The organism is Bacillus cereus (assembly GCF_002567495.1).
Classification (GTDB): domain Bacteria; phylum Bacillota; class Bacilli; order Bacillales; family Bacillaceae_G; genus Bacillus_A; species Bacillus_A cereus_AQ.
Genome location: NZ_NVAP01000040.1, coordinates 66267 through 90112, shown reverse-complemented (window position 1 = coordinate 90112; position 23846 = coordinate 66267). Strand labels below are relative to the sequence as shown.

Genomic DNA, 23846 nt, shown 5'->3' with positions numbered 1-23846 from the left:
ATAATGTTATTATCTTGGATAAAGTGATAAAGGTGGAGATCCTCATGGAACAAGCTTTAAAAATTACAGGTGTTTTAGCTGACCCAACTCGTTATTACATTTATAAATATATTTCGCAAAAACATAGTTACGTAACTGTACAAGAAATTGCAGATGAATTCGATATTCATCCAAACGTAGCGCGTTTACATTTATCTAAATTAGAAGATGTTCATATGCTTAAATCGGAAACGAAGAAAACTGGAAAAGGCGGAAGACCAAGCAGATTATATGTCTTATCTGAAGATGTTATTCAATTGCAATTTCCATTCCGTGATTATCAATTGTTAGCAAGAATAGCATTTAATTCTTTACTTAGCCTTGGCGCTACTGGTGAGAAAGCGCTATACGAAACAGGAAAACAATTCGGGGCCGAATTAATGCAACAACATATGCTGCGTTTAAATGTGAGTGAAGATGCTTTAACAGTGGAACAAAAAGTTCAAATTGCAAAAGAAGCTTTCTCAACAGCCGGCTTATCACCTGCATTTGAATTAAGTGCAGATGGAACAAAAATTTTCTATGATGTACACAATTGTCCATTTAAAGAAGTTGCTGTTCATCATCCAACTGAAATTTGTAACATGCACGGAGATATGATGAAAGGAATTTTTGAAATCTTATTCCCTAACATGGAATTAACTCGAAATGATAGTCTATTAGATGGATGTAAATCTTGTAATTATAAAATGTCCATTTAAATTTCATATAAAAAAGAAGCCAATTTCAAAGGCTTCTTTTTTATATGAACGAATATTTACAATAGTAAGAAAAATAAACTATAATGAAAAGAGGTTTTACTTTTTCTAGAAAAGGAGGGGATAGCATGGATCGTATGTTTCGCGTTCTCGGCTTTTGGACTGGAATTTTCTCGGTTATGTTTTACGTAGGAGATATGCAACAGGCTGCACTACTATTTTTAGGACAAACAGGTTTCTTCGTACTTTTAAGCTATTTAAAATTGACAGAGCGTATGTATATATACGTATTCGGGGCATATTTAACTGTTTTCTTCATAGGATTTACATACTACACGACATTTTTACTTGTCCCTGGGGCTGGACATTAAAAGATGGCAAATTGCCATCTTTTTTTAATTCCGGAATTTCCTAGTTGACTTATAGGTTTTATTACCTTATATTCTATATAACAGATTGGAATTAGGGGGAATCAACATGAATACACTGCTTGTCGGAATTAACGTTGCAGTCATGCTCATCTTAGTTGGCGTATTATATTATATGCAACGTAAGCATGTATCTTTTAATAAACGTGTATTTACTGCTTTAGGAGTCGGAATTATATTCGGTCTTATATTACAATTTATTTATGAGCCAACTTCTAAAGTAATTATTGAATCAAATACTTGGTTTAGCTTAATCGGTAACGGTTATGTGAAATTACTTCAAATGATCGTTATGCCACTTATTTTAGTATCTATTATTTCAGCATTTACAAAATTACAATTAACGAAAAACCTTGGTAAAATCAGTGGTCTTATTATCGGAATTTTAATTCTTACTACAGGTATTGCTGCAGCTGTCGGTATCGCTGCAAGTGCAGGCTTTGATGTCTCAGCAACAGGCCTACAACAAGGTGATGCAGAATCTGCTCGTCTGAAACTAGTTGAAGAAAGATTTACTTCCATTGAAAAGACAACAATTCCAGATAAATTATTAGAGCTATTGCCTACAAATCCGTTTCTTGATTTAACAGGCGCTCGTCCAACATCAACAATTTCTGTTGTAATATTTGCAGCCTTTATCGGCATTGCCTTTATAGGTGTAAAACGAAAATACCCAGAACAAGCAGAATTATTTAAGAAGATGCTTGATGCTGTATATGCAATCGTAATGCGTATGGTAACATTAATTTTACGTCTTACTCCATACGGCGTATTAGCTCTTATGGCAAAAACAGTTGCTGGTAGCGATATAAATGCCATTTTAAAACTTGGTAACTTCGTGTTAGCATCTTACGTAGCACTTATCGTAATGTTCATTATCCACTTATTATTAATTGCTCTATCTGGTTTAAATCCAATTCAATATTTAAAAAAGGTATTCCCTGTATTAACATTCGCATTCACATCTCGCTCTAGTGCTGGTGCAATGCCATTAAATATTGAAGCGCAAAAAGAAAAGCTTGGTATTTCCGAAGGGATAGCAAACTTCGCTGCTTCATTCGGAGTATCTATCGGACAAAACGGTTGCGCAGGTATTTATCCAGCAATGCTTGCAATGATGGTCGCTCCAACTGTAGGAATTGATCCATTACAACCACAATTTATTTTAACTTTAATCGCTGTCGTTGCTATTAGCTCATTCGGTGTTGCCGGAGTTGGTGGCGGTGCAACATTCGCAGCGTTAATCGTACTATCTACAATGAACTTACCAATCGGTATTGTTGCTCTTGTTATCTCGGTTGAGCCATTAATCGATATGGGGCGTACAGCTCTTAACGTAAGTGGTTCTATGACAGCTGGTCTTATTTCAAGTAAATGGCTTGGTGAATTAGATCATGATACGTACAATCAAGATGATACAAAAACTGGTGAAATTGCTTCATAATGAAAAAAAGACGCTAACATACAATTGTTAGCGTCTTTTTTATTCCGTTCCCTCTTTATAGATTTTATCTTGAGAATTATCACTCCAAGTATTCTTCTAGTTGCTCTTTTAACTCTTCCTCAATCTCATAACAAGATTCATCAACAAGTTCTCCTACTTTCTTACTCCCCAAAATGTTTGATTGAATTGACATTCCTAAAAAGATTCTTTCGCATTTCCAAATTGTAATATAGTGAAATTCAATCATCTCTTTTTCTTCATCTAATATAGCTATAGCAACTGATGAATCATACCCCACCTCAAAGGGATTCTCTTTTTCTCTTGCAAATCCCATATCTAATTCCATATTTTTTTCTATGTATAAATGCGAATACTCTCGATAAAGTTTAAGTGATATTCGCTCTATTTCCTTCTCCATACATTGAATGTTCTCTTTTAACTCCAACGTAAACTCTTGTTCTTTATATTTCATTTTCGCCTCCTTAAACATAGAAAAAGAGAATACAATAACATATTCTCTTTCCTCAAATAGATTTCATTATCTCACAGCCCGTCCCTTTTACAAATAACCATTTTGCTCGCACCATTTATGAAATTGTCCTACGTCCACTCCAACTAAAACGATATCCTTTAACTCCACCTCAACACTTTGCTCTCCAATTACAATGGCAAAGTACGAATTTTCTTGTTCTTCATTTTTCTTTACAATTCCAATTCGGTTCCGGTACGGTCCGTCTTTTATATATGCTTTTTGTCCTACAATATCAAAGTTCAAGATTCTCACCTCTTTTACTGCGCTCCAATTGGAAATACAATCTCCGCCTCGAAAAATTTCCTTTCATTGCACTATTTCTCTATATATATGACGAAACAATAAAAGAGTCCTTCCTTCTTTACAATTATTTTTTCTTTGTTTCATTTTTATGATTGAAACGTAAATATTATAAAAAATACATTTGGAAGCGCTTTCTATGTATTTTTTTATGTTATAATATAAAAGTAGAACTTCGTAAAGAGGGTTAAAAAATGAATACAAAAATTATAAAAAAAGTAATTGAAGCATTAAAAGTATATGGCTTTCAGGATGTATCATTCTGTGACAAAACAAAGCATTTTTTATTTCATAACGAAACCGATATTATGAGTGGCTATGCAGAAATAACATATAGTAGTCAATTTGAAAAATTCAACGTACAAATTCATCCAATTGAAACGCATCACCAAGCAGAGTTACAAGAGGTTGAAAGACATATACAAGCTTGTATAAGAAAAGTGGAATATTTAAACGCACTTCTTACCGGGCAGACAAAACTAGATGATAAAATTATTATTATGTAAAAAAAGAACGTGATCCAATCACGTTCTTTTTTCATTATACGTTCATCTTTTCCTTTAGTTGTAATCCTGTAACAGATTCTAATACATCCGTCGCTTCTCCAAACGTCATATCAAAAATTGTCTTGTCCTCTATGTACGGAAACTGTCTGAAACGCTTTTCTAACATCTTCACAGCATCTGATGTAAAGTTTGCACTATCAATGCCAAATTCTGTTTCAAGAAGAACGATCCAATCTAATACATGAAAACCTAATCCATTGACGAATGAAATAAGTTTTTCTTCTGGGTTTGAAGATAAGAATACTTGTCGTTCCATCTCACTAAAAAGTTCTTCTCCTAAGATTTCTGCTAACTCATCATCATGTTCACGTTCAACAATCTCTTCGTAGCCGTAATCATCAACAAGCTCTTCTACTTCTTCACTATCCTCACAAAGCAATTGACTAAGAAGTGCCTCTCTCTTAAATTCACTATTTTGTACAACTTCTAAAAAACTTGTTTCCCATCCATTTTCTAATTTCATATTCTGTAACTCCTTTATATACTTTTCTTATCATCACTGTACCCAAAAGATTACCTTTATAACCTTTTAAGTAGTTACTATTATTTCACTTTATTTATAACATACGATGCAAACGCCTCTGCATCTCCCTCAAAGATATTTACTTCTGGTAAATGGTAAAACGTTGTTTGGAGCGGATTTTCTTCATGATACATGTATATCTTTTTCTCTAGCGCAATCGCCATTCCAAACTCCGTATGGCTCCCATTTCCGCCATCTAATATAAGTAAAAAGACATCCGATTCTTTTATAGCAAATTTTTCCGCCTGACCAATTTCTCTTAATTGTTCTTGATTAACCGCTCTTTCATTGTTAGTCCAATCATATGTATGGATCCATCCTGCGTTTTTCAGTTCCTTTGCTATAGAACGAACAAGGTGTTTATTTTTGAATCCCGAGGCGATATAAAAATTCATTTATATACACTCCTTCATTATGTATCGGGAAACTCCTTTTAGCGTCAATTGTTATAAGTATAATAAAGAACAACTTCAAAAAAAATCCCCATCTTTAAAACTTACTTGCGTTTAAATGATGGGATGCTTCATGGTCTTCTTTTATTTTTTGTTTTTTATAACTTTCATCAGCTAACATTTCTAGTTCAGCTGTTATCTCTGATTTTTCAAGCTCTCTTTCTTGCGAAAATTTCCTTGAAATATAAACAATAACACTACCAACGTACAACACAAAGCATATAATAAGTGCAGTATTTTCATAGAGACTTAGCTCCAACACAGTCACTCCTTATCCATTCGTATTTTCACGCCTCATTAATTGGAATTTCCCTATTAATCCTTTCATTATTGTAACATAAAAATATCAATTCTTGGAATCTTTCACCCTACTAAAAGAGGCATGATTGTTTCATCATGCCTCTGAAATATTTTGAATGATTGTTTTAATTGCTTCTTTTCCATTATATTTTTTTAGTGCTGTTTTATACTTCTCATTATTTTGATTCAATTCTTCGACATACTTTATAAGAGATTTTACAGTTACATCTTCTTCATATAATACGGAGGCATACCCTTGCCTTTCAAAGGACTCTGCATTTAATATTTGATCTCCACGGCTTGCAAATTTCGATAATGGAATTAAAACCATCGGCTTTTGTAATGTTAAAAATTCAAAAATCGCGTTGGAGCCCGCGCGTGAAATAACAAAATCTGTTACCGCTAATAAATCTGGCAGCTCTCCATGTACATATTCAAATTGTCTATATCCTTCTTTATTTTGTAAACTTTCGTCAAGGTTATCTTTTCCGCAAAGATGAACAATCTGATACTTTTTAAGAAGTTCTGGTAACGCCTCTCGAACCGTATCATTAATTTTTTTCGCGCCCAAGCTGCCTCCCATAATCGTGATAACTGGCTTTTTACGTGAAAAACCTAAAAATGCTAAACCTTTTTCACGATTTCCTTTTAGCACTTCTTCACGTACAGGAGACCCCGTATATATTACTTTTTCTTTCGGTAAATGTTTCGCTGCTTCTTCAAATGTAACAAATATTTTCGAAGCAAAACGGAGCGCAATTTTGTTTGCTAGTCCTGGCGTCATATCAGATTCATGTAATAAAACTGGTACTCTATTTAACCACCCTCCAATTACGACTGGTACAGATACGAAACCACCTTTTGAAAAAATCACATCTGGTTTTAGTTTTCGAATCCTTACATACGCATCCATAACACCCTTCATTACAAGAAAAGGATCCTTTATATTTTTCAAATCAAAATAACGGCGTAGTTTTCCGCTCGCAATACTATAGTACGGAATACCTTCCTTTTCTATAATCGTTTTCTCAATACCTTGATGAGAACCAATATAAGAGATATCCCAGTTTTCTTCCTGTAAATATGGAATAATGGCTAAATTAGGTGTTACATGTCCTGCCGAACCGCCACCTGTAAAGACTATTTTCTTCATACGTCTCCCCCTTCTAGACTTATAATACACTAAAATATCTTGCCTCAGGGTGAGAAAATACCATAGCCGTTACAGATGCTTCTGGCTCCATCATGAATCCTTCCGTTAATGAAATACCTATTTCCTCTGGATGAATTAAGCGAAATAGCTTTTCTTGATCTGCAAGTTCTGGACACGCTGGATAACCAAATGACACGCGTATTCCTCTATATTTCGTGCGGAAACGTTCTTCCATCGTCAGTTCAGGTGAATCCGGAATGCCCCAGCGGTCACGGATGAGCATATGTGTTTTTTCCGCAAGCCCTTCTGCTAATTCAAGTGCCAATGATTGAATCGCATGACTGCGTAAGTAATCACCTTTCACCTTCCACTCTTCAGCAATGGCCCGAACTCCTTCTCCAACCGTAACAGATAAGAATGCAACATAGTCCATTTCATCTCCGATTGGGCGTAAATAATCACCTAATGTGCGATATGGAGCCTTTCCTTGTCTAGGGAATGTGAACCGCTCTATAATACGCGTATGATCTTCTGGATCATATATTACAATGTTTTGTCCGTCGCTTTGCGCTGGGAAAAATTGATACACAGCTTTCGGTTTTAACCAAGATTGTCCTTCCTGCAATAATTCGTCTATTAAATCGTTTAATTCATGTGCCCTTTTATCTCCCTCTTTCAAAAGCTTCTTCACGTTTCCTTTTAATCCAAGGTGATGTCCAAGTAGCATTTGTCTATTTAGAAATGGTGCGAGATGTGAAACTGGAACATCTCGTAATACAATTCGTTTTGTTGAATCAGGTACCATAACCTCTGACTTTGGTAATGGCTCAATTACTGCTGGAATTTCTATTTTCTTCTCTTCTTTTTTTACGATATGAAGATGACGTTCTTTTTTAGCCTGTTTCATCTTCTCACGCTCTTCTTCTTTTTGAAGCTTATTAATAATATCGAGCCCTGTCATCGCATCACTCGCATAACAAACAAGCCCTTTATATAATGGTGAAATACGATTATCTGTAAACTTTCTCGTTAATGCTGCACCACCTACAACAATGGGAACATCAATATTTGCTGCTTTTAAATCTTCAGCAGTTGTTACCATTTGTTGCGCTGATTTTACTAATAAACCTGAAAGACCTATAATGTCAGGCTTCTTTTCTTGTACTTCTTGAACAATTCGATCCGAACGTACATTAATCCCTAAATTAATAATCTCATATCCGTTATTCGCTAAAATAATTTCAACGAGGTTTTTCCCAATATCATGCACGTCACCTTTTACAGTTGCTAATAATACTTTCCCTTTTTTCGCACTATCACTAGATTCCATATGTGGCTCTAAATAACTTACAGCAGCTTTCATACTTTCGGCACTTTGTAATACTTCAGCAACGATAAGCTCATTATTATTAAATAGTCGTCCTACCTCATCCATCCCTGTCATAAGCGGACCGTTAATAATATCAAGAGGTTTTCTTCCTTCTTCAAGTGCAAGACTTAAATCCTCATGCAACCCTTGTTTCGTACCTTCTACGATATAATTTGCTAGTCGTTCATCAAGCGTTAACGTTTCTTGCACAACGACATCTTTCTTTTTAGCAACTCTGTAAAAGTTTGTGAATTCTTCTAACGTTTCTTTCGTCGTTTCAAACAGTAATGCATCTGCAAGGCGTTTTTCTTCCTCTGGAATCGACGCATAGCGTTCTAATTTTTCCGTATTAACGATTGCATAATCTAAGCCTGCTTTCGTCGCATGATATAAAAAGACAGAGTTTAATACTTCGCGTCCAGCTGGTGGTAAACCAAATGATATGTTACTTACACCTAAAATTGTTAAACACTCTGGTAACGCTTCTTTAATAAGGCGAATGCCTTCTATAGTCGCTGCCGCTGAACCAATATATTCTTCATCACCTGTCCCTACCGGAAACACAAGTGCATCAAAAATAATATCTGACGGGCGTATACCATATTTCGTCGTTAATAATTCGTAACTTCTTTTTGCAATTTCTAATTTTCTTTCAGCACTTACTGCCATGCCATCTTCATCGATTGTACCAACTACAATTGCAGCACCATACTTACGAAGAAGCGGTGTTACCTTTTCGAAACGCTCTTCTCCATCTTCTAAATTAATAGAGTTGATAACAGCTTTTCCTTGAATATAAGTAAGTGCTCTTGCCATAACATTTTCATCCGTTGAATCAATCATAATCGGTACTTTTAACACTTTCGTAACTTCTGCCAAAAATTTCTCCATATCTTCTATTTCATCACGATCAGGATCTGCCATACAAATATCAATAATATGAGCATTTTTCTTCACTTGCGCTCTTGCCACTTCAGCAGCCTCTTCAAATTTCCCTTCTGCTACTAATCGTTTAAATTTACGTGATCCAATAACATTCGTTCTTTCACCTACAAATAACGGTCTCATAGACTCATCATATTGCAGTGCCTCTAATCCACTAATTCCATGTCCTTCTCTCTCATGATGGTCACGAGGCTTAAGAGATGCTAGTGCTTCTTTCATTGCGCTTATATGTTCTGGTGTCGTACCGCAACAACCACCGATAATATTAACCCATCCTTCTTCAGCAAATCGCTTCACCTTTTCAGCAAGAGAAGATGGAGACTCATGGTAATGTCCATCTTCATCAGGAAGACCTGCATTTGGATAACAAGAAATATAACACTCCGACAAATCAGATAGTGAACGAATATGGTCCCTCATAAACTCCGGACCAGTCGCACAGTTTAACCCAACAGACAATGGCTTCATATGTTCTACTGATAAATAAAAAGCTTCAATTGTTTGCCCTGCCAAGGTCGTTCCCATCGGCTCAATCGTTCCTGAGATCATGATAGGCACAATTTGATTTATTTCTGTAAAAGCTGCTTGAATTCCAATATAAGCAGCTTTTACATTCCGCATATCTTGACTCGTCTCAACGAGTAATACATCAACTTCACCCTTTAATAATCCTCTCGCTTGCCTTGTATAAGCTTCAATTAGTTCCTCAAACGTAACTCCTCCTGTAACACTAATCGCTTTCGTTGTTGGCCCCATCGCTCCCGCAACATATACTTCCTTTCCACTTTCTTTAACAGCTTGCTTCGCCAAAAGTGCTGCCTTTTCATTTAGTTCTTCATCTAAATGAGACAACTCATAATCACTTAATACAATATTTGTTGCACCAAATGTGTTTGTTTCAATAATATCCGCTCCAGCTTCAATATAAGCTTTATGAATCTTTAAAATAACATCTGGTCTTGTTTCTACTAAATATTCATTACACCCCTCGTACTCTTCTCCTCCGAAATCTTCAGCAGTTAAGTCCTCTTGCTGAATCATTGTCCCCATTGCACCATCTAATATTAAAATGCTATTTTGTAATTTTTCTTCTATACACTTCATCAGTTAATACCTTCTTTCACTTCTTGCTTTTCTCTTACATATTTAACAAGATGTTCTGTAATTTCATATTTTAGAAATGGCGTAATAAGATAAACTCCGTTAAAATATTTCATCGCCGCATCGATCAATTCTTGTGAAATGCGAATCCCTTCCTCAATTGCTGCCTCTTTCGTTTCATGTCCATCCATTCTCTCTCTAATTTCTTCAGGAAGAGTAATACCCGGCACCTCAAAATGAAGAAAATCTGCATTCCGCTTACTTACTAACGGCATAATTCCAATAAAAATAGGTTGTTCCAAATGCTTTGTCGCTTCATATACTTCTTCAATTAACGCGATATCGTAAATTGGCTGAGTTAAAAAATATTCCGCTCCAGCATCTATTTTTCGTTCCATTCGCTTAACCGCTGCTTTTAAGTGCCTCACGTGAGGATTAAATGCGCCGCCTACAGAAAACCTTGTCGCCGGTCCAATTGATTTCCCTAAAATTGAACGTCCATCGTTCATTTCTTTAATCATTTTAATGAGCTCAATAGAGGACAAATCATATACAGAAGTTGCACCTGGAAAATCACCAACACGTGCTGGATCACCAGTTAAAGCTAGCACTTCCTCCATACCTAGCGCCGATAAACCTAATAAATGAGATTGTAATCCGATGACATTATGGTCCCTACACGTTAAATGCGTTAATACCGGAATATCGTGCTTCGTTAATAATGCCCCCATTGCCATATTAGAAACGCGAGGCGATGCTAATGAATTATCTGCTAGAGTAATAGCATCTGCTCCCGCTCTTTTTAGTGCTCTTGCTCCTTCAAAAAAACGCTGTGTATCTAACGTTTTCGGTGGATCTAATTCCACTACAACTGTCGTTTGTTTTTTTGCCTTTTCCGCAAGAGTAACCTGAGCTTTCGAACGCTTCTCATGTGTATGAACTACTTTCGGTCTTTGGATCGTGTCTTTTTCTATTACAGGTATAACATTCGCAACAGCGCGCTTCATACTTTGAATATGTTCTGGAGTCGTACCACAACAACCACCCAATAACCGAATACCTTGCTCAATAAATTTCGGTGTCATCGCTTCGAAATAAGCTGGACTTCCCTCATATACGTAGCGCCCCTCCACATAATTTGGGAGACCTGCATTTGGATATGCTGACAAGTAGCCATTTTGCGGAATCGATATCATTTTAAAAGCTTCCGTCATATGAAGTGGCCCTAGCTGGCAGTTTAGTCCAACAACATTCGCACCGTAATCTAAAAGCTGTTTTAATATTTCATTTACATCATTTCCATTTTGAGTTGTACCTGCCTCATGTAACGCTAATTGAGCTACAATTGGAATGTTCGTTTGTTTTCGTAACACCTTAACAGCATGAATTAATTCAAATTCGTCATAAAAAGTCTCTAATAGTAATCCATCAACCTGTTCTTCTAGTAAAGCACTTGCCTGTTCAAGTAGCATAAACTCCCTTTCCATATCAGTCGTTGTAACAGCTCCGATATGTTTCATACCACCAATTGTTCCTAAAATTGCATTTTTGTCTGTCACAGATGCTTTCGCTAGTTTTACTGCCGCTCTATTAATTTCTGTAACTTGATTTTCTAAACCATACATACGTAATTTAGCTTCATTTGCTCCGTACGTATTCGTTTGAATCACATCTGCCCCAGCAGCTACATATTGTTTATGAATCGATATAATTAAGTCTGGATCAGACACATTCAATTCTTCAAAGCTACTTTGCAAACCATGTGAATGCAATAACGTTCCAACCGCACCATCACCTATTACAATTCCTTTTGATAATAAATCTAGTAATTTCACGAATCTCCCTCATTTCTATCAATATAAAAACCCCCTCTTCACTTTGAAGAGGGGGACATAATCGTTCCTCCTCTTATTATGCAAAACATTCGTTTTGCAGGTATTAGCACCGTTTCAAACATTTCGTTTGAAGGTTGCCGGGTTTCACAGGGCCTTTCCCTCCACCGCTCTCAATAAGAGTTTGTCTTTATTATTTTATTTATGTAGCTAAAAGGAAATGCGTTCCCCTTTTAACAATGTTTGTTAATTTTTAATAAATTTAGCATGCACAAATGTAAAAGTCAATGACACTTGCGGAAAAATAAAAATTATTTAAAATAAAGTTGCAATTCAATTATCTTTTGTTGTAAAGTTAAAACCATAATAAAATTTCATACGAATATTCTTATCTAGAGAGGTAGAGGGACTGGCCCTATGACGCCTCAGCAACCATTAACATTTGTTAATAAGGTGCTAATTCCAGCAAATTGTGAAAGATTTGACAGATGAGAAGAAGACTCTATTCAATCCGAAAGCCTTCTTCTTAGAAGGCTTTTTTTATTTTATATTCAACTAATTGTTCAATTTAAAAAGGAGGAATTTTCACATGTCAACAATCGAAACAAAACTAGCGCAAATTGGAAATCGTAGTGAAACTACAACAGGAACGGTTAATCCACCCGTTTATTTCTCGACCGCTTATCGTCACGAAGGAATTGGTAAGTCTACTGGCTTTGACTATTCAAGAACAGGTAATCCAACTCGCGGTCTTTTAGAACAGGCAATCGCAGACTTAGAATATGGCGAACAAGGTTATGCCTGTAGTTCAGGAATGGCGGCTGTTCTCCTCGTCCTTTCTCTATTCCGCTCTGGAGACGAACTTATTGTATCTGAAGATTTATACGGGGGCACTTATCGATTATTTTCTGAACACGAAAAAAAATGGAACGTTCGATGTAGATACGTAAATACACAATCTATTAAACAAATCGAGCACGCGATCACAACTGAAACGAAGGCTATTTTCATAGAAACTCCGACTAATCCATTAATGCAAGTTACTGATATTGCCGCTGTCGCAACTGTAGCGAAAAGACACGGACTACTTCTTATTGTAGACAACACATTCTACACGCCTTATATACAGCAGCCATTAACAGAAGGTGCCGATATCGTACTTCATAGCGCAACGAAGTATTTAGGTGGGCATAACGATGTACTAAGCGGACTTGTCGTTGCAAAAGGGAAAACACTTTGTGAGGAAATCGCTCATTATCATAACGCCTCAGGGGCTGTCTTAAGCCCATTTGACTCATGGCTATTAATTCGTGGCATGAAAACTTTAGCACTTCGCATGAGACAACATGAAGAAAATGCGAAAGCAGTTGTTGCGTATTTAAATGACGAAGACGGGGTGACAGATGTATTTTATCCAGGAAGAGGTGGTATGATTTCATTTCGTCTTAAAGATGAAACATGGATTAATCCCTTCTTACAATCTTTATCCTTAATTACATTTGCTGAAAGTCTTGGTGGTGTTGAAAGTTTAATGACTTATCCAGCAACACAAACACATGCTGATATTCCTGAAGAAATTAGAACAGCAAACGGCGTATGTAATCGTCTTCTTCGATTTTCCGTTGGCATTGAAAATAGTAACGATTTAATCCAAGACTTAAAGCAAGCCATTAAACTTGTAAAAGAAGGTGTAAGAATATGAGTTATTCTATAGATACACTCTTACTGCACAACCAATATAAACATGACTCGCAAACAGGAGCTGTGAACGTTCCTATTTATAACACATCAACTTTTCACCAGTTTGATGTAGATACGTTCGGAAAATATGATTATAGTCGATCAGGAAATCCTACTCGTGAAGCTCTTGAAGATATCATTGCTTTATTAGAAGGCGGAACAAAGGGATTCGCTTTTGCATCAGGCATTGCAGCGATTTCTACTGCATTCCTCCTTCTTTCACAAGGTGATCACGTACTCATTTCAGAAGATGTATACGGAGGCACTTACCGCGTGATAACTGAAGTACTCTCCCGTTACGGTGTTTCACATACATTTGTTAATATGACCAATATAGAAGAAATAAAACAAAACATTAAACCAAATACCAAGCTCTTTTATGTAGAAACACCTTCTAACCCACTTTTAAAAGTGACAGATATTCGCGAGGTTTCTAAACTCGCGAAATCTATTGGTGCTCTTACTTTTGTTGATAATACATTTTTGACACCACTATTCCAGAAACCACTTGAACTTGGAGCTGATGTCGTTCTTCATAGTGCTACAAAATTTATTGCTGGTCATAGTGATGTTACTGCCGGATTAGCAGTCGTAAAAGATACAGAACTCGCTCAAAAGCTTGGATTTTTACAAAATGCATTCGGTGCTATTTTAGGACCCCAAGATTGTTCTCTCGTACTTCGCGGTCTAAAAACATTGCATGTACGCCTCGAGCATTCAGCTGCAAATGCTAATAAAATTGCACATTATTTACAAGAGCACGCTAAAGTACAAAATGTCTATTATCCAGGATTACAAACACATCTTGGTTTTGATATTCAACAATCTCAAGCAACATCAGCGGGAGCTGTCCTATCTTTCACTTTACAATCAGAAGATGCACTCCGCCAATTTTTATCAAAAGTAAAATTACCTGTTTTTGCAGTTAGTTTAGGAGCTGTCGAGTCAATTCTTTCGTATCCAGCTAAAATGTCACATGCAGCACTGTCGCAAGAAGCTCGTGATGAAAGAGGAATCTCTAATTCATTACTTCGCTTGTCAGTCGGCCTTGAAAATGTTAACGATTTAATATCTGATTTTGAAAACGCCCTTTCTTATGTAGAAGAACCTGTAAATGCATAGAGAAAAAAGAAGATATGAAATTAAGTTTTCATATCTTCTTTTTATGCTGTCTAGCATATTTATTTTTTCTTTTCTTATCGTTCATAAAAAATAAAAGGATACCACCTATTTCTAAATAATGGATTAATTGATATATTAAGAAGTAAAAAAAGGGGTAAAATAATGAATACTTGTGCAGATATTTTAATCGTTATCGATCTACAACATGGGGTATGTTATAGTGGAGAACATTTATTTGATTTGCAGAACTTACTTACAAAAGTAAATAAAAGAATTTCTTCATACAGAAAATCAAATAAACCAATCCTTTTTGTTCAACATTGTGATGATGATTTAGTACCCGAGACAAAACTTTGGGCTATTCATACCGATTTAGATGTTCAAGAACAAGATTTTTTTGTAAGAAAAACACATGCAAATTCATTTTATAAAACAAACTTAAAAGAAGTTTTAGCTCAATTATCTGTACATCGTATTGAATTTTGCGGTGCCCAAACAGAGTACTGTATGGATGCTACGATTAAGTTTTCCCACGGACTGGGATACGAAAACTTTATGGTCCAGAAAACAACTTCTACGTTGAATAATCCTTTTATGTCCGCTAAAGAGACAGTTGATTTTTACGAGAACATATGGAACCACAGATTTTTAAAGTTGCTAAAAGATGAATTTTAGAATAAATGACTAATGACTTGATCATCCTAAGATTTATCAGCCATAATCAAATATTTCATTATCACCATAAAGAAGCTACTTACATTCAGCTTCTTTTCTTTTAACCTGTTTTATATTCTATATATATCATTATAATTCCTTTGTCATATTATTTTAAAAATTTCGTATATTCATTTGAAAGAATAAGAAAATCATGATAAAATTGTGTTACAAATATATCTATATCTTTCAATTTTTAAAACGCATCGAAATTTTCACCCAAAAATGTCATTTTACAAAACTGTGCTAATTTATCTATTTTATTTACATCAGGGTCTCTTTTCTTACAATTTCTTTACTTTAGGACTTTTTTTCTGCAACAACTATTTTCTTTTCTTTTAATTTTTGGTATGTATAGTATGGTATAATAGCTCACACGGAGGTGGAAAAGAACATGTTAGAAACCTTTCAAAAAGAATTAGAACTATATGAAAGTAATGCAGAATTATTAAAAGTACTAGCTCATCCTGTTCGTTTATGTATCGTAAAAGGATTAATCGAGCGTGGTCCAAGCAACGTTTCTACAATGTATACTGGCTTAAACATGCCACAATCTACAATTTCACAGCATTTAGCGAAATTAAAAAGCGCTAAAATCGTTTCTAGTGAAAGAAAAGGATTGGAGATTTATTACAAAGTAGAGAATGAAACAATCATTCAACTCGTTCGCGTATTATTAGGTTAGGGACTAATAATCGAAGAAAAAGAACGTATTCTATATTTTTTATCTCATATCTTTAATATAAATATATATCATGAGAGGAAATATATAATACTACATAAGTCGTATTAAAAAACAAGACACAGTATATACTGTGTCTTGTTTTTTTATATGGTTACATACCGATCAAAATGTAAATGTTGCATATCTTTTGTATGTATAACAACATCAAATGCACTCCCTAATCCTCCATTCAAAATCATAGAACGAACTGCTCGATTTTGTTTTTGTGTTTCAGAAAAAGGATTCGTATCTTGATGATTCGTAAGCTGTTCTAATATGCCTGCCGCTAACAAAAACTCAGATTGCTTCTTATGCCATACTGCACTCATTCCTTGCAGACTAAACATCTCCTTTAGCTCGTCCCAATGAATATGGGTAGTAAGATCCATTTCACCTGGGTATGCTAGAGGGTTGCCTATTAGCTGATGCTGATAATATCCTCGCAAACTTCCTTCACGGTGTGCTGGATGCATCCATTCTTCTTTTGTGTATCCATAATCAACTGTAATACATATACCTTTTTGAAACCATTTCGCAATTTCTTTTATATACTCCTCCATCACAATTGGGACTTCAAAACGTTGTCCTTCAGCAATATGAATATTATATTTCAATAAATAGCGACCAATTCTTTTATCTAGCGGCCTACATACTTCTGAAAGGTTTCCTTCCTCTGTATATGTAATACGTACTTCATACAACATACCATTTCTTTTCTCAATTATTTCAACAGGAAATGCATCAAACAACTCATTTGAAAAAAGAATTCCCTCGAAAGAATCTCCCATTTCACTATAAGACGTATAGTACGATACATTAGAAAATGAGCAAAGATTCTCCTGCTGTAATTTTCTATGAAAAGGGCTCACTTCAATCATTGAATAGTTTAAATCAATAAAGGTTTTTGGAGATAATTGCTTCCATTCTTGTAAAACATCATAGGCAAACTTTCCCGTTCCCCCGCCAACCTCACAAATATTCGGAGCAACTTCACCATTTTCAACAAGACGAATAAAAAGTTTAGCAAAAGTTTTTGCAAACACAGAGGATACGTTGCTACTTGTAAAAAAATCCCCTTGTCTTCCAATCTTTTCACGTTCTTTCATATAATATCCATGACCTTCTGTATACAATACAAGGTTCATATACGTACTATATGAAATTGAATAATCCTTTTCTTTCCCCATCCATTCTCTTAAAATGAGCTCCATTCCCATAATGACTCCTTATTGTAAAAACGGATTATTTTCTTTTTCAAAACCAATGCTTGTTTCTGGACCATGTCCACATAAAACCGCTGTTTCATCTGGTAATACAAATAATTTCTCTTCAATGCTTCCAATTAATTCAGCAAAACTTCCACCAGGTAAATCTGTTCTTCCAATGCTCATTTGGAACAATACATCTCCTGAGAATACAGCATTCGCCTCTTTACTATAATAAGAAATACTTCCTGGAGAATGTCCTGGCGTCTCGAAAATTTCAAAATTAAATGAACCAATTGTTAATGTACCTTCTGTATCAATAATATGATCCGCTGGTTTTGCTGTAATACTGCGATTCATCATAAAAATTTGAGAGCCATTTACAGTTCCATCTCCTAACCAATCAGCTTCTTCTTTATGCACGTATACAGGAATATGAAAAGCGTCTCTTACCGCATCAACAGCACCGATATGATCAAAATGAGCATGCGTTAATAAAACTGCCAATGGTTTTAATTGTTCTTCTTGTAAATATGTAACGAGCTTTTCACCTTCGTGACCAGGGTCAAAGATAATGCACTCTTTTTGATCATTCATTAAAATATAAGCATTTGTTTGCAATGGGCCTAGCGGCATTTGTATCCATTTCATATAAAAATCTCCTCCAGTTATTAAACTTACTTTTAATGATACAACATTTCTTTCTCTTAGGAAAAGAAAGGATGCTATCTCGACAATCATTTTTAAAACATGTACAATATAAAAGAGTAAATATTCCAAAAACTCATAATAAGAAATGGGTAGACAGAGGAGGATATTGTATGGGCCTTGTTATTATTTTTACGCTTGTCACTCTGTTAGCTGTATTTGCTACGCTTAGAACACTTCGTGAAAAAAACTTTTTCGCGGGCGGCTTTGCAATTGCAACTGTACTCGTTTTCGGATGGTTTACGATCATGACTGTTCTATATAACGGGTATCCACCAGCAGCTTAATTCATTTACACTTTATTCTTCATCAAGATTTCGCACAAAAAGAGGAAGGGTTTCCCCTTCCTCTTTTCATATTTCACAACTTATATCATCTTCGCTTCGTATTTGTGCTTTTTTACAAGCCAAGCTCCTCCGATAACACCTGCGTCATTACCAAGTGTTGCAATAGCTAACTTCGTGCTCTTTACAGCACGTGAGAAAGCATATTGCTCGAAATAGCGTTGAATCGGTTCTAATAGCGCATCTCCAGCTTTAGACACGCCTCCACCAATAACAATTTTCTCTGGGTTCAACGTACTTGAAAGGTTCGCTACAGCTAACCCTAAATAAGAAGCTACTTTTTCTACTACTTCACCTGCTAATTCATCACCTTGTCCAAGTGCTTCGAAGACATCTTTCGAAGTAATACGCCCTTCTTCAGCTAACATAGAACGCAACATACTCTCTTTATTAGTCTCTTGTATTTTTTGCATAGCAACACGTACAATACCCGTCGCAGATGCTACTGTTTCTAAGCAACCAGACTTCCCGCAATTACATGGGAAAGCATTCTCTGTAACTACTGTGATATGTCCAATCTCACCAGCAGCACCACTCACGCCGTGTACAATCTCACCATTGGCGATTACACCACCACCAACGCCCGTACCAAGTGTCATACAGATTAAATCTTTTGCACCTTCACCAGCACCTTTCCACATTTCACCAAGCGCTGCTAAGTTTGCATCATTATCAATAACAACAGGTAATCCTGTTTCTACTTCTAATAAATCTTTTAACGGATAGTTTTTCCACCCTAAATTAACCGCTTCATAAATCATTCCAGATGCAACATGTACAGGACCAGGGGCTCCCATACCAATACCAATTAACTTGCTCTTCAATTCGCCTAATTCTTCTAGCTTTTTATCAATTGCTTTCGCAACATCAAGTGTAATATGTTTTCCTTGCTCACCTGTATTCGTAGAGATTTCCCACTTATGTAAAATTTCACCATATACATTAATAAATGCTAATTTAATCGTTGTACCACCAAGGTCAACACCAACTAACCATTTCTCTTCCATGTTGCTTACCTACCTTTATCTAATTCTTATTTAGCTCTTTTTGAATTTCTTGCTTCAATAAAAATAAAGCTGTTTGATAGTCTTGTGGATCGATTAACTGTGATTGATTTAATTCACGCAATTCATCTTGCATTAATTGTAAATCTGCAATTCGATCTCCCGTATAAATAATCGTACCAAATTTCTTTAGCAATTGCTGAATATCATAAATAGATACCATTTCATCACCCTCTATGCTCACTTACTATAAAAAATTATAATAAGAAAACGTTCACATATTTTATTATAATCAAGAAGAAAAAGTCTCGTCAATTTTTATTTGTCTATACAAGCTCATTTATAAGCATTGTTCCTTTTTCTGTAATAATTTTTTCTATATTTTTATCAAATGGCTCTACCGGAATGTGTTTTACCATTTGAAAATCATAAGCTAATGATAGCGTTTTCCCTTTATAATGCACGAGATAACGATCATAATAGCCCCCGCCGTATCCAATCCGCTCTCCGCGCTCTGTATAAGCGACGCCTGGCACGATTTGAAGATTAATGTCATCCGCGTTCACTTCTTCCGTAAGCGCTGGAATCGGTTCGCGTAAATTCATATACACTGTTTCTAATTGATCAAAATTATTAATTTGCCGGAAGGACATCGTTCTTGTTCCTTTATTACACTTAGGAACTACAACTTTCTTTCCTTCTTCCCAAGCTTTTTCGATAATAGGATATGTATTCACTTCATTTTCCATTGAGAGAGTAATTCCAATTATTTTAGCTTCAATCCACTCTTTTTGCACATACAACGAAAATGCAATCTGTTCTGATAAATTTGTATACTGTTCTTCTGATAAAGAATTCATGTGTTCTATTATTTGTTTACGCAAACGTACTTTCTCTTCTTGCACACATTCTCCCCCTTACAGTGACACTTTACTCTATGATGATAGTGTATCACTTTTAACATAGGAATCGAATAAAAAAAGAAACAGTAGGAAAATATTCCTACTGCTTACTTTGTTTCACGGTGTAACGTAGACTTCTTGTCACGCTTGCAATACTTTTTAAGCTCGATACGCTCAGCGTTGTTACGTTTATTTTTCTTTGAGATATAGTTACGATCTCCGCATTCTGTACATGCTAGAGTAATATTCACACGCATTCTTATTTCCCTCCAGTACTAATAACTTAAATCAGACTATACTATAATACCACTTTTAAAATAAAAATTCTACACCTTTTGATATTGTCTAATTTTTTCTATAAGATTTTTCATGTTTTCCCTTGCTATCACTGGGTTTCTAGCATGTGAATACACTAAAAATTTTGGTTGTTTTGTATCAGAAACGATATAAGACCACTCTTTTTCAGTATATTTGAACTGTACTCCTTCAAATATACCCTCCTCCTCCCTTTCTATATCATCCAATAATTTCCTCATGATTTTCCCTTTTTCATTCCATGAACATACAACTTCATCATAAAGTAAATAGAGCGGTGGTGATTGCTCTACTATGCTAAGAAACGTTTTCCCTTGCAATGCTATTAGCTCAAATAATTTTCCAATTCGATATAAAATATCGCGCTTCCATCTTACTTGAAACGACTTTCTTTCATCCTGCGTATAAAATAGAAGGTAACATTCTCCTAATTTCAAAGACATTGGGTAAATATTTCCTGTCGATTCGAGTAAGAAATCTGGAATATCTACCTCTTCCAAATCTGTACCCTGGTAAATATTACTATGTTTATCATATAAATCGAAATGATTTCCTTGCTCAGAAAACATAAGAGCCATATTCGCTTTACTTGATTTCATCAAAGCTTTCACATGATCTTTTTGTTCGCCCGCATAAATCCATGTAACTGTACATCCAAGTCTTTGCAGAAAGAGCATAAGTAAATGTTGCAATGTATCATTTCTCTTATTAATAAGAAGATGAAACTTCTGCATTTGTATTTTCTCGATATCAATATGCTCCAATATAACTTCTATATACTCATTCATAGAAACATGAACCAGCTTATTTCGCCCCATCTCTTTCTCATGTACGTAATAAAACGATTCGGACATATATACTTGTTCTATCTCTTTTTGCTGCTTATACGTTAAAGGCATGCCAGCTTGACCGTATAACTTTATAACAATCTCCTTCTCATTCTCCACTTGAATGAAAACCCCACCTGCACATCGCAAATGATGAACACTATATTGAAAAAGTGACTCGTTCATTTCTTTACATTCCATCGTATGAATCCCGATACCATGAATGGCATGTAAAAATAAATTTTTATAAGAGGTTGTTTCTATATTGTCTTGACTTCCAATTAATATACTTTCTCCCTTTGTAAAAAGAGATCCATACGCCATCGCAATCTTCACGATAAACTGGGGAGTAATTTCAACATTCCCTCTTCCTACAATACGGCTTTTTTGTAACCACCCTGCACTCATCTCACTCTCTTGAATACCAGCCGCTCCTACTATCGAATGACTATCAATCGCCTTATAAGGCCATAGTTTTCCTTTTTGCTTGATTACCGTACTTTTCCCGATATGACAATGATCCGCTACAACGCTTTTTTGAAACAGTGTAACGTCATCTTCAACCATTGTACGCTCTCCTATTGTCGTTTCTATTAGTTCACAATACTTCCCAATGTGGGCATTTGCAAAAACAATACTTTTTTGAAGATGAGAATAACTTGAAACGATACTATTTTTCCCAATAATAGAATACGGCTCAATTACCGCTCCTTTACCAATCTTTGCTCCTTCTCCAATAAAAGAGGGGCCATGAATTTTCGTTCCTTTCCCAATCGTCACCCCTTCTCCCATCCATACCATCGGTAATACTTCCGTATAAGGAATAGGTACTTGTAACTTTTTCGTTAACAAATCAAATTGTGCTTGTCGGTATTGATTAAAAGTGCCGATATCTAACCAATAACCTTCCGACAAATATGCGAATAATACATTTTTGTTTGCCAATAACGGAAACACATCATGACTGAAATCGAAAAATTGCCTAGGCGGTATGTAAGAAAAGATTTCTGGCTCCATAATATATATGCCTGTATTCACAATATTAGAGACTACCTCATTCCAGCCCGGCTTTTCTATATATCGCGTAACCTCCTGGTCTTTATTCATTACAACCAATCCAAATGAGAGTGGGTTTTCTACTTCTTTCACAAACATTGTTACCATTCTTTTCTTTTGTTCATGAAACCTAATTCCTTCTGATAATTGAAAGTCAGTTAATGCATCCCCGCTTATCACAACAAAGGTTTCATCTAAAAATTGTTCTGCTTGTTTAATACTCCCTGCTGTGCCAAGCGGAGGAGAGTCTTCAAAATAATACAAGTTAACTCCCCATTTACTACCATCACCAAAATATTGCTTAATGGCCGTACTCATATATTGAACAGTAATTGCAATTTCACGAATACCATGCTGGCGTAATAACTCAATATTGTATTCTAAAACTGGTTTTTCTAATAATGGTAACATCGGCTTTGGAGTATTACATGTTAATGGTCTAAGGCGTCTTCCTTTTCCTCCAGCTAAAATAACCCCCTTCATATACTTCAGCCTCCACTTATATAATGTTCAGTAGCTCCATATACCATATGTATATTCTCTATCCGACATGAACGAGCAGCATAAACTCGACCGGTTAAACAAATCCTTATTTAGAAGACCCTATAATTAAATTTCCCACCTATAAAAATATACGTTTCAAACTAAAAGAAAGCGCTTACTATTAATTGATAAAAATAATACTTATTAAACAAAATATATACTAATTTTTCCATTACATTATGATACATCTTATCATCATAAACTAAAGGAAACAACGAGCTTTTTTTGTCATGTTTTGACTAAAAAAAGCAGGTGATTTCTCATCACCTGCTTTGATTCCTACTCATTCAATAAATAATGCTTTCCTTTTACTAAATAAAAGACATTCTCAGCAATATTTGTAATATGATCTGCTACACGCTCAATATATCTCGCCACAAATGATAATTGTGTAATTTGCGTAATTGCTTCTGGTTGTTCCGGAACTGAAGATATAAACTCACGAATTGCTTTTCCATATATTTCATCAACAGAATCATCCATTTCAGCAATTTGTTTCGCAAAAGTTAAATTTTCTTGTTCATATGCTTCTAACGCTAACTGCAACATCTTATTTGCAACCGCAAACATTTCATCCAGATTGTGCAAACTAACAGCCACTTCTTTTTCCCCAAGACGAATTGTAGCCTTTGCAATATTAACAGCATGATCTGCAATACGCTCTAAATCTGTCGCTGTTTTAATCGAAATAAAGATCCTTCTTAAGTCACTTGCTACAGGTTGCTGCTTCGTAATAAGCATAAGCGCAAGATCGTTTATTTCCTCTTCTAAATTATCCATGCGGTAATCACCATCAATGACCTCTAATGCTTTCTCTACATCCCTTGTATGCAGACCTTCCATAGCAATCAATAAAGCCGCATTTGCTAATTCGCCAAGCTCAATCACCTTTTGCTGTAACACTTTTAAATCACCTTGAAACTGTTCTCTTACCATTTTTTCTTCCCCCTCAATATTATG

General features: G+C 35.5%; 25 protein-coding genes and 2 riboswitches. Of the genes, 9 read left to right on the top strand and 16 right to left on the bottom strand.

Going from position 1 to position 23846, the window contains the following annotated elements:
* Positions 1-44: 44 nt before the first annotated feature.
* From COK05_RS19115 to COK05_RS19105, 3 genes are all read left to right on the top strand, one after another.
* Complete coding sequence (locus COK05_RS19115) at positions 45-740, top strand: helix-turn-helix transcriptional regulator (RefSeq protein WP_098613850.1); 696 nt, start codon at positions 45-47, stop codon at positions 738-740.
* A 125-nt stretch (positions 741-865) separates the two neighbouring features.
* Complete coding sequence (locus tag COK05_RS19110; RefSeq protein ID WP_000375619.1) at positions 866-1108, top strand: DUF2626 domain-containing protein; 243 nt, start codon at positions 866-868, stop codon at positions 1106-1108.
* A gap of 106 nt (positions 1109-1214) precedes the next feature.
* Positions 1215-2609: an L-cystine transporter gene (locus COK05_RS19105; protein ID WP_098613849.1), complete on the top strand. Its 1395-nt coding sequence runs from the start codon at positions 1215-1217 to the stop codon at positions 2607-2609.
* 79 nt (positions 2610-2688) lie between these two features.
* Here the strand turns inward: COK05_RS19105 and COK05_RS19100 are convergent, their stop codons facing one another.
* Positions 2689-3081 (bottom strand): hypothetical protein, encoded by a 393-nt coding sequence (locus COK05_RS19100; RefSeq protein ID WP_098613848.1) that lies wholly within the window; start codon positions 3079-3081, stop codon positions 2689-2691.
* Between the two features lie 87 nt (positions 3082-3168).
* The gene (locus COK05_RS19095; protein WP_098613847.1) at positions 3169-3384 is read right to left on the bottom strand and encodes a DUF3912 family protein; all 216 of its coding nucleotides are present in this window, start codon (positions 3382-3384) and stop codon (positions 3169-3171) included.
* A 251-nt stretch (positions 3385-3635) separates the two neighbouring features.
* On the opposite strand from COK05_RS19095, the gene COK05_RS19090 reads away from it, so the two are divergent.
* Positions 3636-3947: a hypothetical protein gene (locus tag COK05_RS19090; RefSeq protein ID WP_098613846.1), complete on the top strand. Its 312-nt coding sequence runs from the start codon at positions 3636-3638 to the stop codon at positions 3945-3947.
* Between the two features lie 34 nt (positions 3948-3981).
* Here the strand turns inward: COK05_RS19090 and COK05_RS19085 are convergent, their stop codons facing one another.
* The 6 genes from COK05_RS19085 to COK05_RS19060 all read right to left on the bottom strand — a co-directional run bounded on the left by COK05_RS19085 (position 3982) and on the right by COK05_RS19060 (position 11685).
* A complete protein-coding gene (locus COK05_RS19085; protein ID WP_098613845.1) occupies positions 3982-4470 on the bottom strand; it encodes a hypothetical protein in 489 nt (162 codons plus the stop codon).
* A gap of 80 nt (positions 4471-4550) precedes the next feature.
* Positions 4551-4925: a nucleoside 2-deoxyribosyltransferase gene (locus tag COK05_RS19080; protein ID WP_098613844.1), complete on the bottom strand. Its 375-nt coding sequence runs from the start codon at positions 4923-4925 to the stop codon at positions 4551-4553.
* Between the two features lie 94 nt (positions 4926-5019).
* Positions 5020-5250, bottom strand: a complete 231-nt coding sequence (locus COK05_RS19075; protein ID WP_255290341.1) for a DUF3966 domain-containing protein — start codon at positions 5248-5250, stop codon at positions 5020-5022.
* Between the two features lie 126 nt (positions 5251-5376).
* Complete coding sequence (gene murG / locus COK05_RS19070; RefSeq protein ID WP_098613843.1) at positions 5377-6435, bottom strand: undecaprenyldiphospho-muramoylpentapeptide beta-N-acetylglucosaminyltransferase; 1059 nt, start codon at positions 6433-6435, stop codon at positions 5377-5379.
* Between the two features lie 19 nt (positions 6436-6454).
* The gene (metH, locus tag COK05_RS19065) at positions 6455-9853 is read right to left on the bottom strand and encodes a methionine synthase (protein ID WP_098613842.1); all 3399 of its coding nucleotides are present in this window, start codon (positions 9851-9853) and stop codon (positions 6455-6457) included.
* Positions 9853-11685, bottom strand: coding sequence for a bifunctional homocysteine S-methyltransferase/methylenetetrahydrofolate reductase (locus tag COK05_RS19060; RefSeq protein WP_098613841.1), 1833 nt, complete (start codon positions 11683-11685; stop codon positions 9853-9855). Before COK05_RS19060 ends, metH begins: the two co-directional genes overlap by 1 nt.
* 70 nt (positions 11686-11755) lie before the next feature.
* Positions 11756-11865, bottom strand: a riboswitch (SAM riboswitch).
* A gap of 202 nt (positions 11866-12067) precedes the next feature.
* Positions 12068-12177: riboswitch (SAM riboswitch) on the top strand.
* Positions 12178-12271: 94 nt separating this feature from the next.
* Here COK05_RS19060 and metI point away from each other — a divergent pair.
* The 4 genes from metI (at position 12272) to COK05_RS19040 (ending at position 15943) form a co-directional block, all read left to right on the top strand.
* A complete protein-coding gene (gene metI, locus COK05_RS19055) occupies positions 12272-13384 on the top strand; it encodes a cystathionine gamma-synthase/O-acetylhomoserine thiolyase (RefSeq protein ID WP_098613840.1) in 1113 nt (370 codons plus the stop codon).
* Positions 13381-14544, top strand: coding sequence for a cystathionine beta-lyase (metC, locus tag COK05_RS19050; RefSeq protein WP_098613839.1), 1164 nt, complete (start codon positions 13381-13383; stop codon positions 14542-14544). Before metI ends, metC begins: the two co-directional genes overlap by 4 nt.
* A gap of 162 nt (positions 14545-14706) precedes the next feature.
* Complete coding sequence (locus tag COK05_RS19045; RefSeq protein ID WP_098613838.1) at positions 14707-15219, top strand: cysteine hydrolase family protein; 513 nt, start codon at positions 14707-14709, stop codon at positions 15217-15219.
* Between the two features lie 433 nt (positions 15220-15652).
* Positions 15653-15943, top strand: coding sequence for an ArsR/SmtB family transcription factor (locus tag COK05_RS19040; RefSeq protein ID WP_000894377.1), 291 nt, complete (start codon positions 15653-15655; stop codon positions 15941-15943).
* A 143-nt stretch (positions 15944-16086) separates the two neighbouring features.
* On the opposite strand, the gene COK05_RS19035 is transcribed toward COK05_RS19040, so the two are convergent.
* Positions 16087-17199, bottom strand: a complete 1113-nt coding sequence (locus COK05_RS19035; protein WP_098613837.1) for a class I SAM-dependent methyltransferase — start codon at positions 17197-17199, stop codon at positions 16087-16089.
* 9 nt (positions 17200-17208) lie between these two features.
* On the bottom strand, positions 17209-17838 hold the full coding sequence (locus tag COK05_RS19030) for an MBL fold metallo-hydrolase (RefSeq protein ID WP_098613836.1): 630 nt from the start codon (positions 17836-17838) through the stop codon (positions 17209-17211).
* 170 nt (positions 17839-18008) lie between these two features.
* Here COK05_RS19030 and COK05_RS19025 point away from each other — a divergent pair, with 170 nt between their 5' ends.
* A complete protein-coding gene (locus tag COK05_RS19025; protein WP_000524850.1) occupies positions 18009-18182 on the top strand; it encodes a DUF2759 domain-containing protein in 174 nt (57 codons plus the stop codon).
* 80 nt (positions 18183-18262) lie between these two features.
* Here COK05_RS19025 and glcK read toward each other — a convergent pair whose 3' ends face one another.
* The 6 genes from glcK to phoU form a co-directional block, all read right to left on the bottom strand.
* Positions 18263-19246 (bottom strand): glucokinase, encoded by a 984-nt coding sequence (gene glcK / locus COK05_RS19020; protein ID WP_098613835.1) that lies wholly within the window; start codon positions 19244-19246, stop codon positions 18263-18265.
* 19 nt (positions 19247-19265) lie between these two features.
* On the bottom strand, positions 19266-19466 hold the full coding sequence (locus COK05_RS19015; protein WP_000253699.1) for a YqgQ family protein: 201 nt from the start codon (positions 19464-19466) through the stop codon (positions 19266-19268).
* A gap of 103 nt (positions 19467-19569) precedes the next feature.
* Positions 19570-20148, bottom strand: coding sequence for a 5-formyltetrahydrofolate cyclo-ligase (locus COK05_RS19010; protein ID WP_098613834.1), 579 nt, complete (start codon positions 20146-20148; stop codon positions 19570-19572).
* Between the two features lie 104 nt (positions 20149-20252).
* The gene (gene rpmG / locus COK05_RS19005; RefSeq protein ID WP_001265616.1) at positions 20253-20402 is read right to left on the bottom strand and encodes a 50S ribosomal protein L33; all 150 of its coding nucleotides are present in this window, start codon (positions 20400-20402) and stop codon (positions 20253-20255) included.
* 69 nt (positions 20403-20471) lie between these two features.
* On the bottom strand, positions 20472-22826 hold the full coding sequence (locus COK05_RS19000) for a sugar phosphate nucleotidyltransferase (protein ID WP_098613833.1): 2355 nt from the start codon (positions 22824-22826) through the stop codon (positions 20472-20474).
* Between the two features lie 339 nt (positions 22827-23165).
* Positions 23166-23822 carry a phosphate signaling complex protein PhoU gene (gene phoU, locus COK05_RS18995; RefSeq protein ID WP_098613832.1) on the bottom strand — a complete coding sequence of 219 codons (657 nt, stop codon included), beginning with the start codon at positions 23820-23822 and terminating at the stop codon, positions 23166-23168.
* Positions 23823-23846 lie beyond the last annotated feature (24 nt).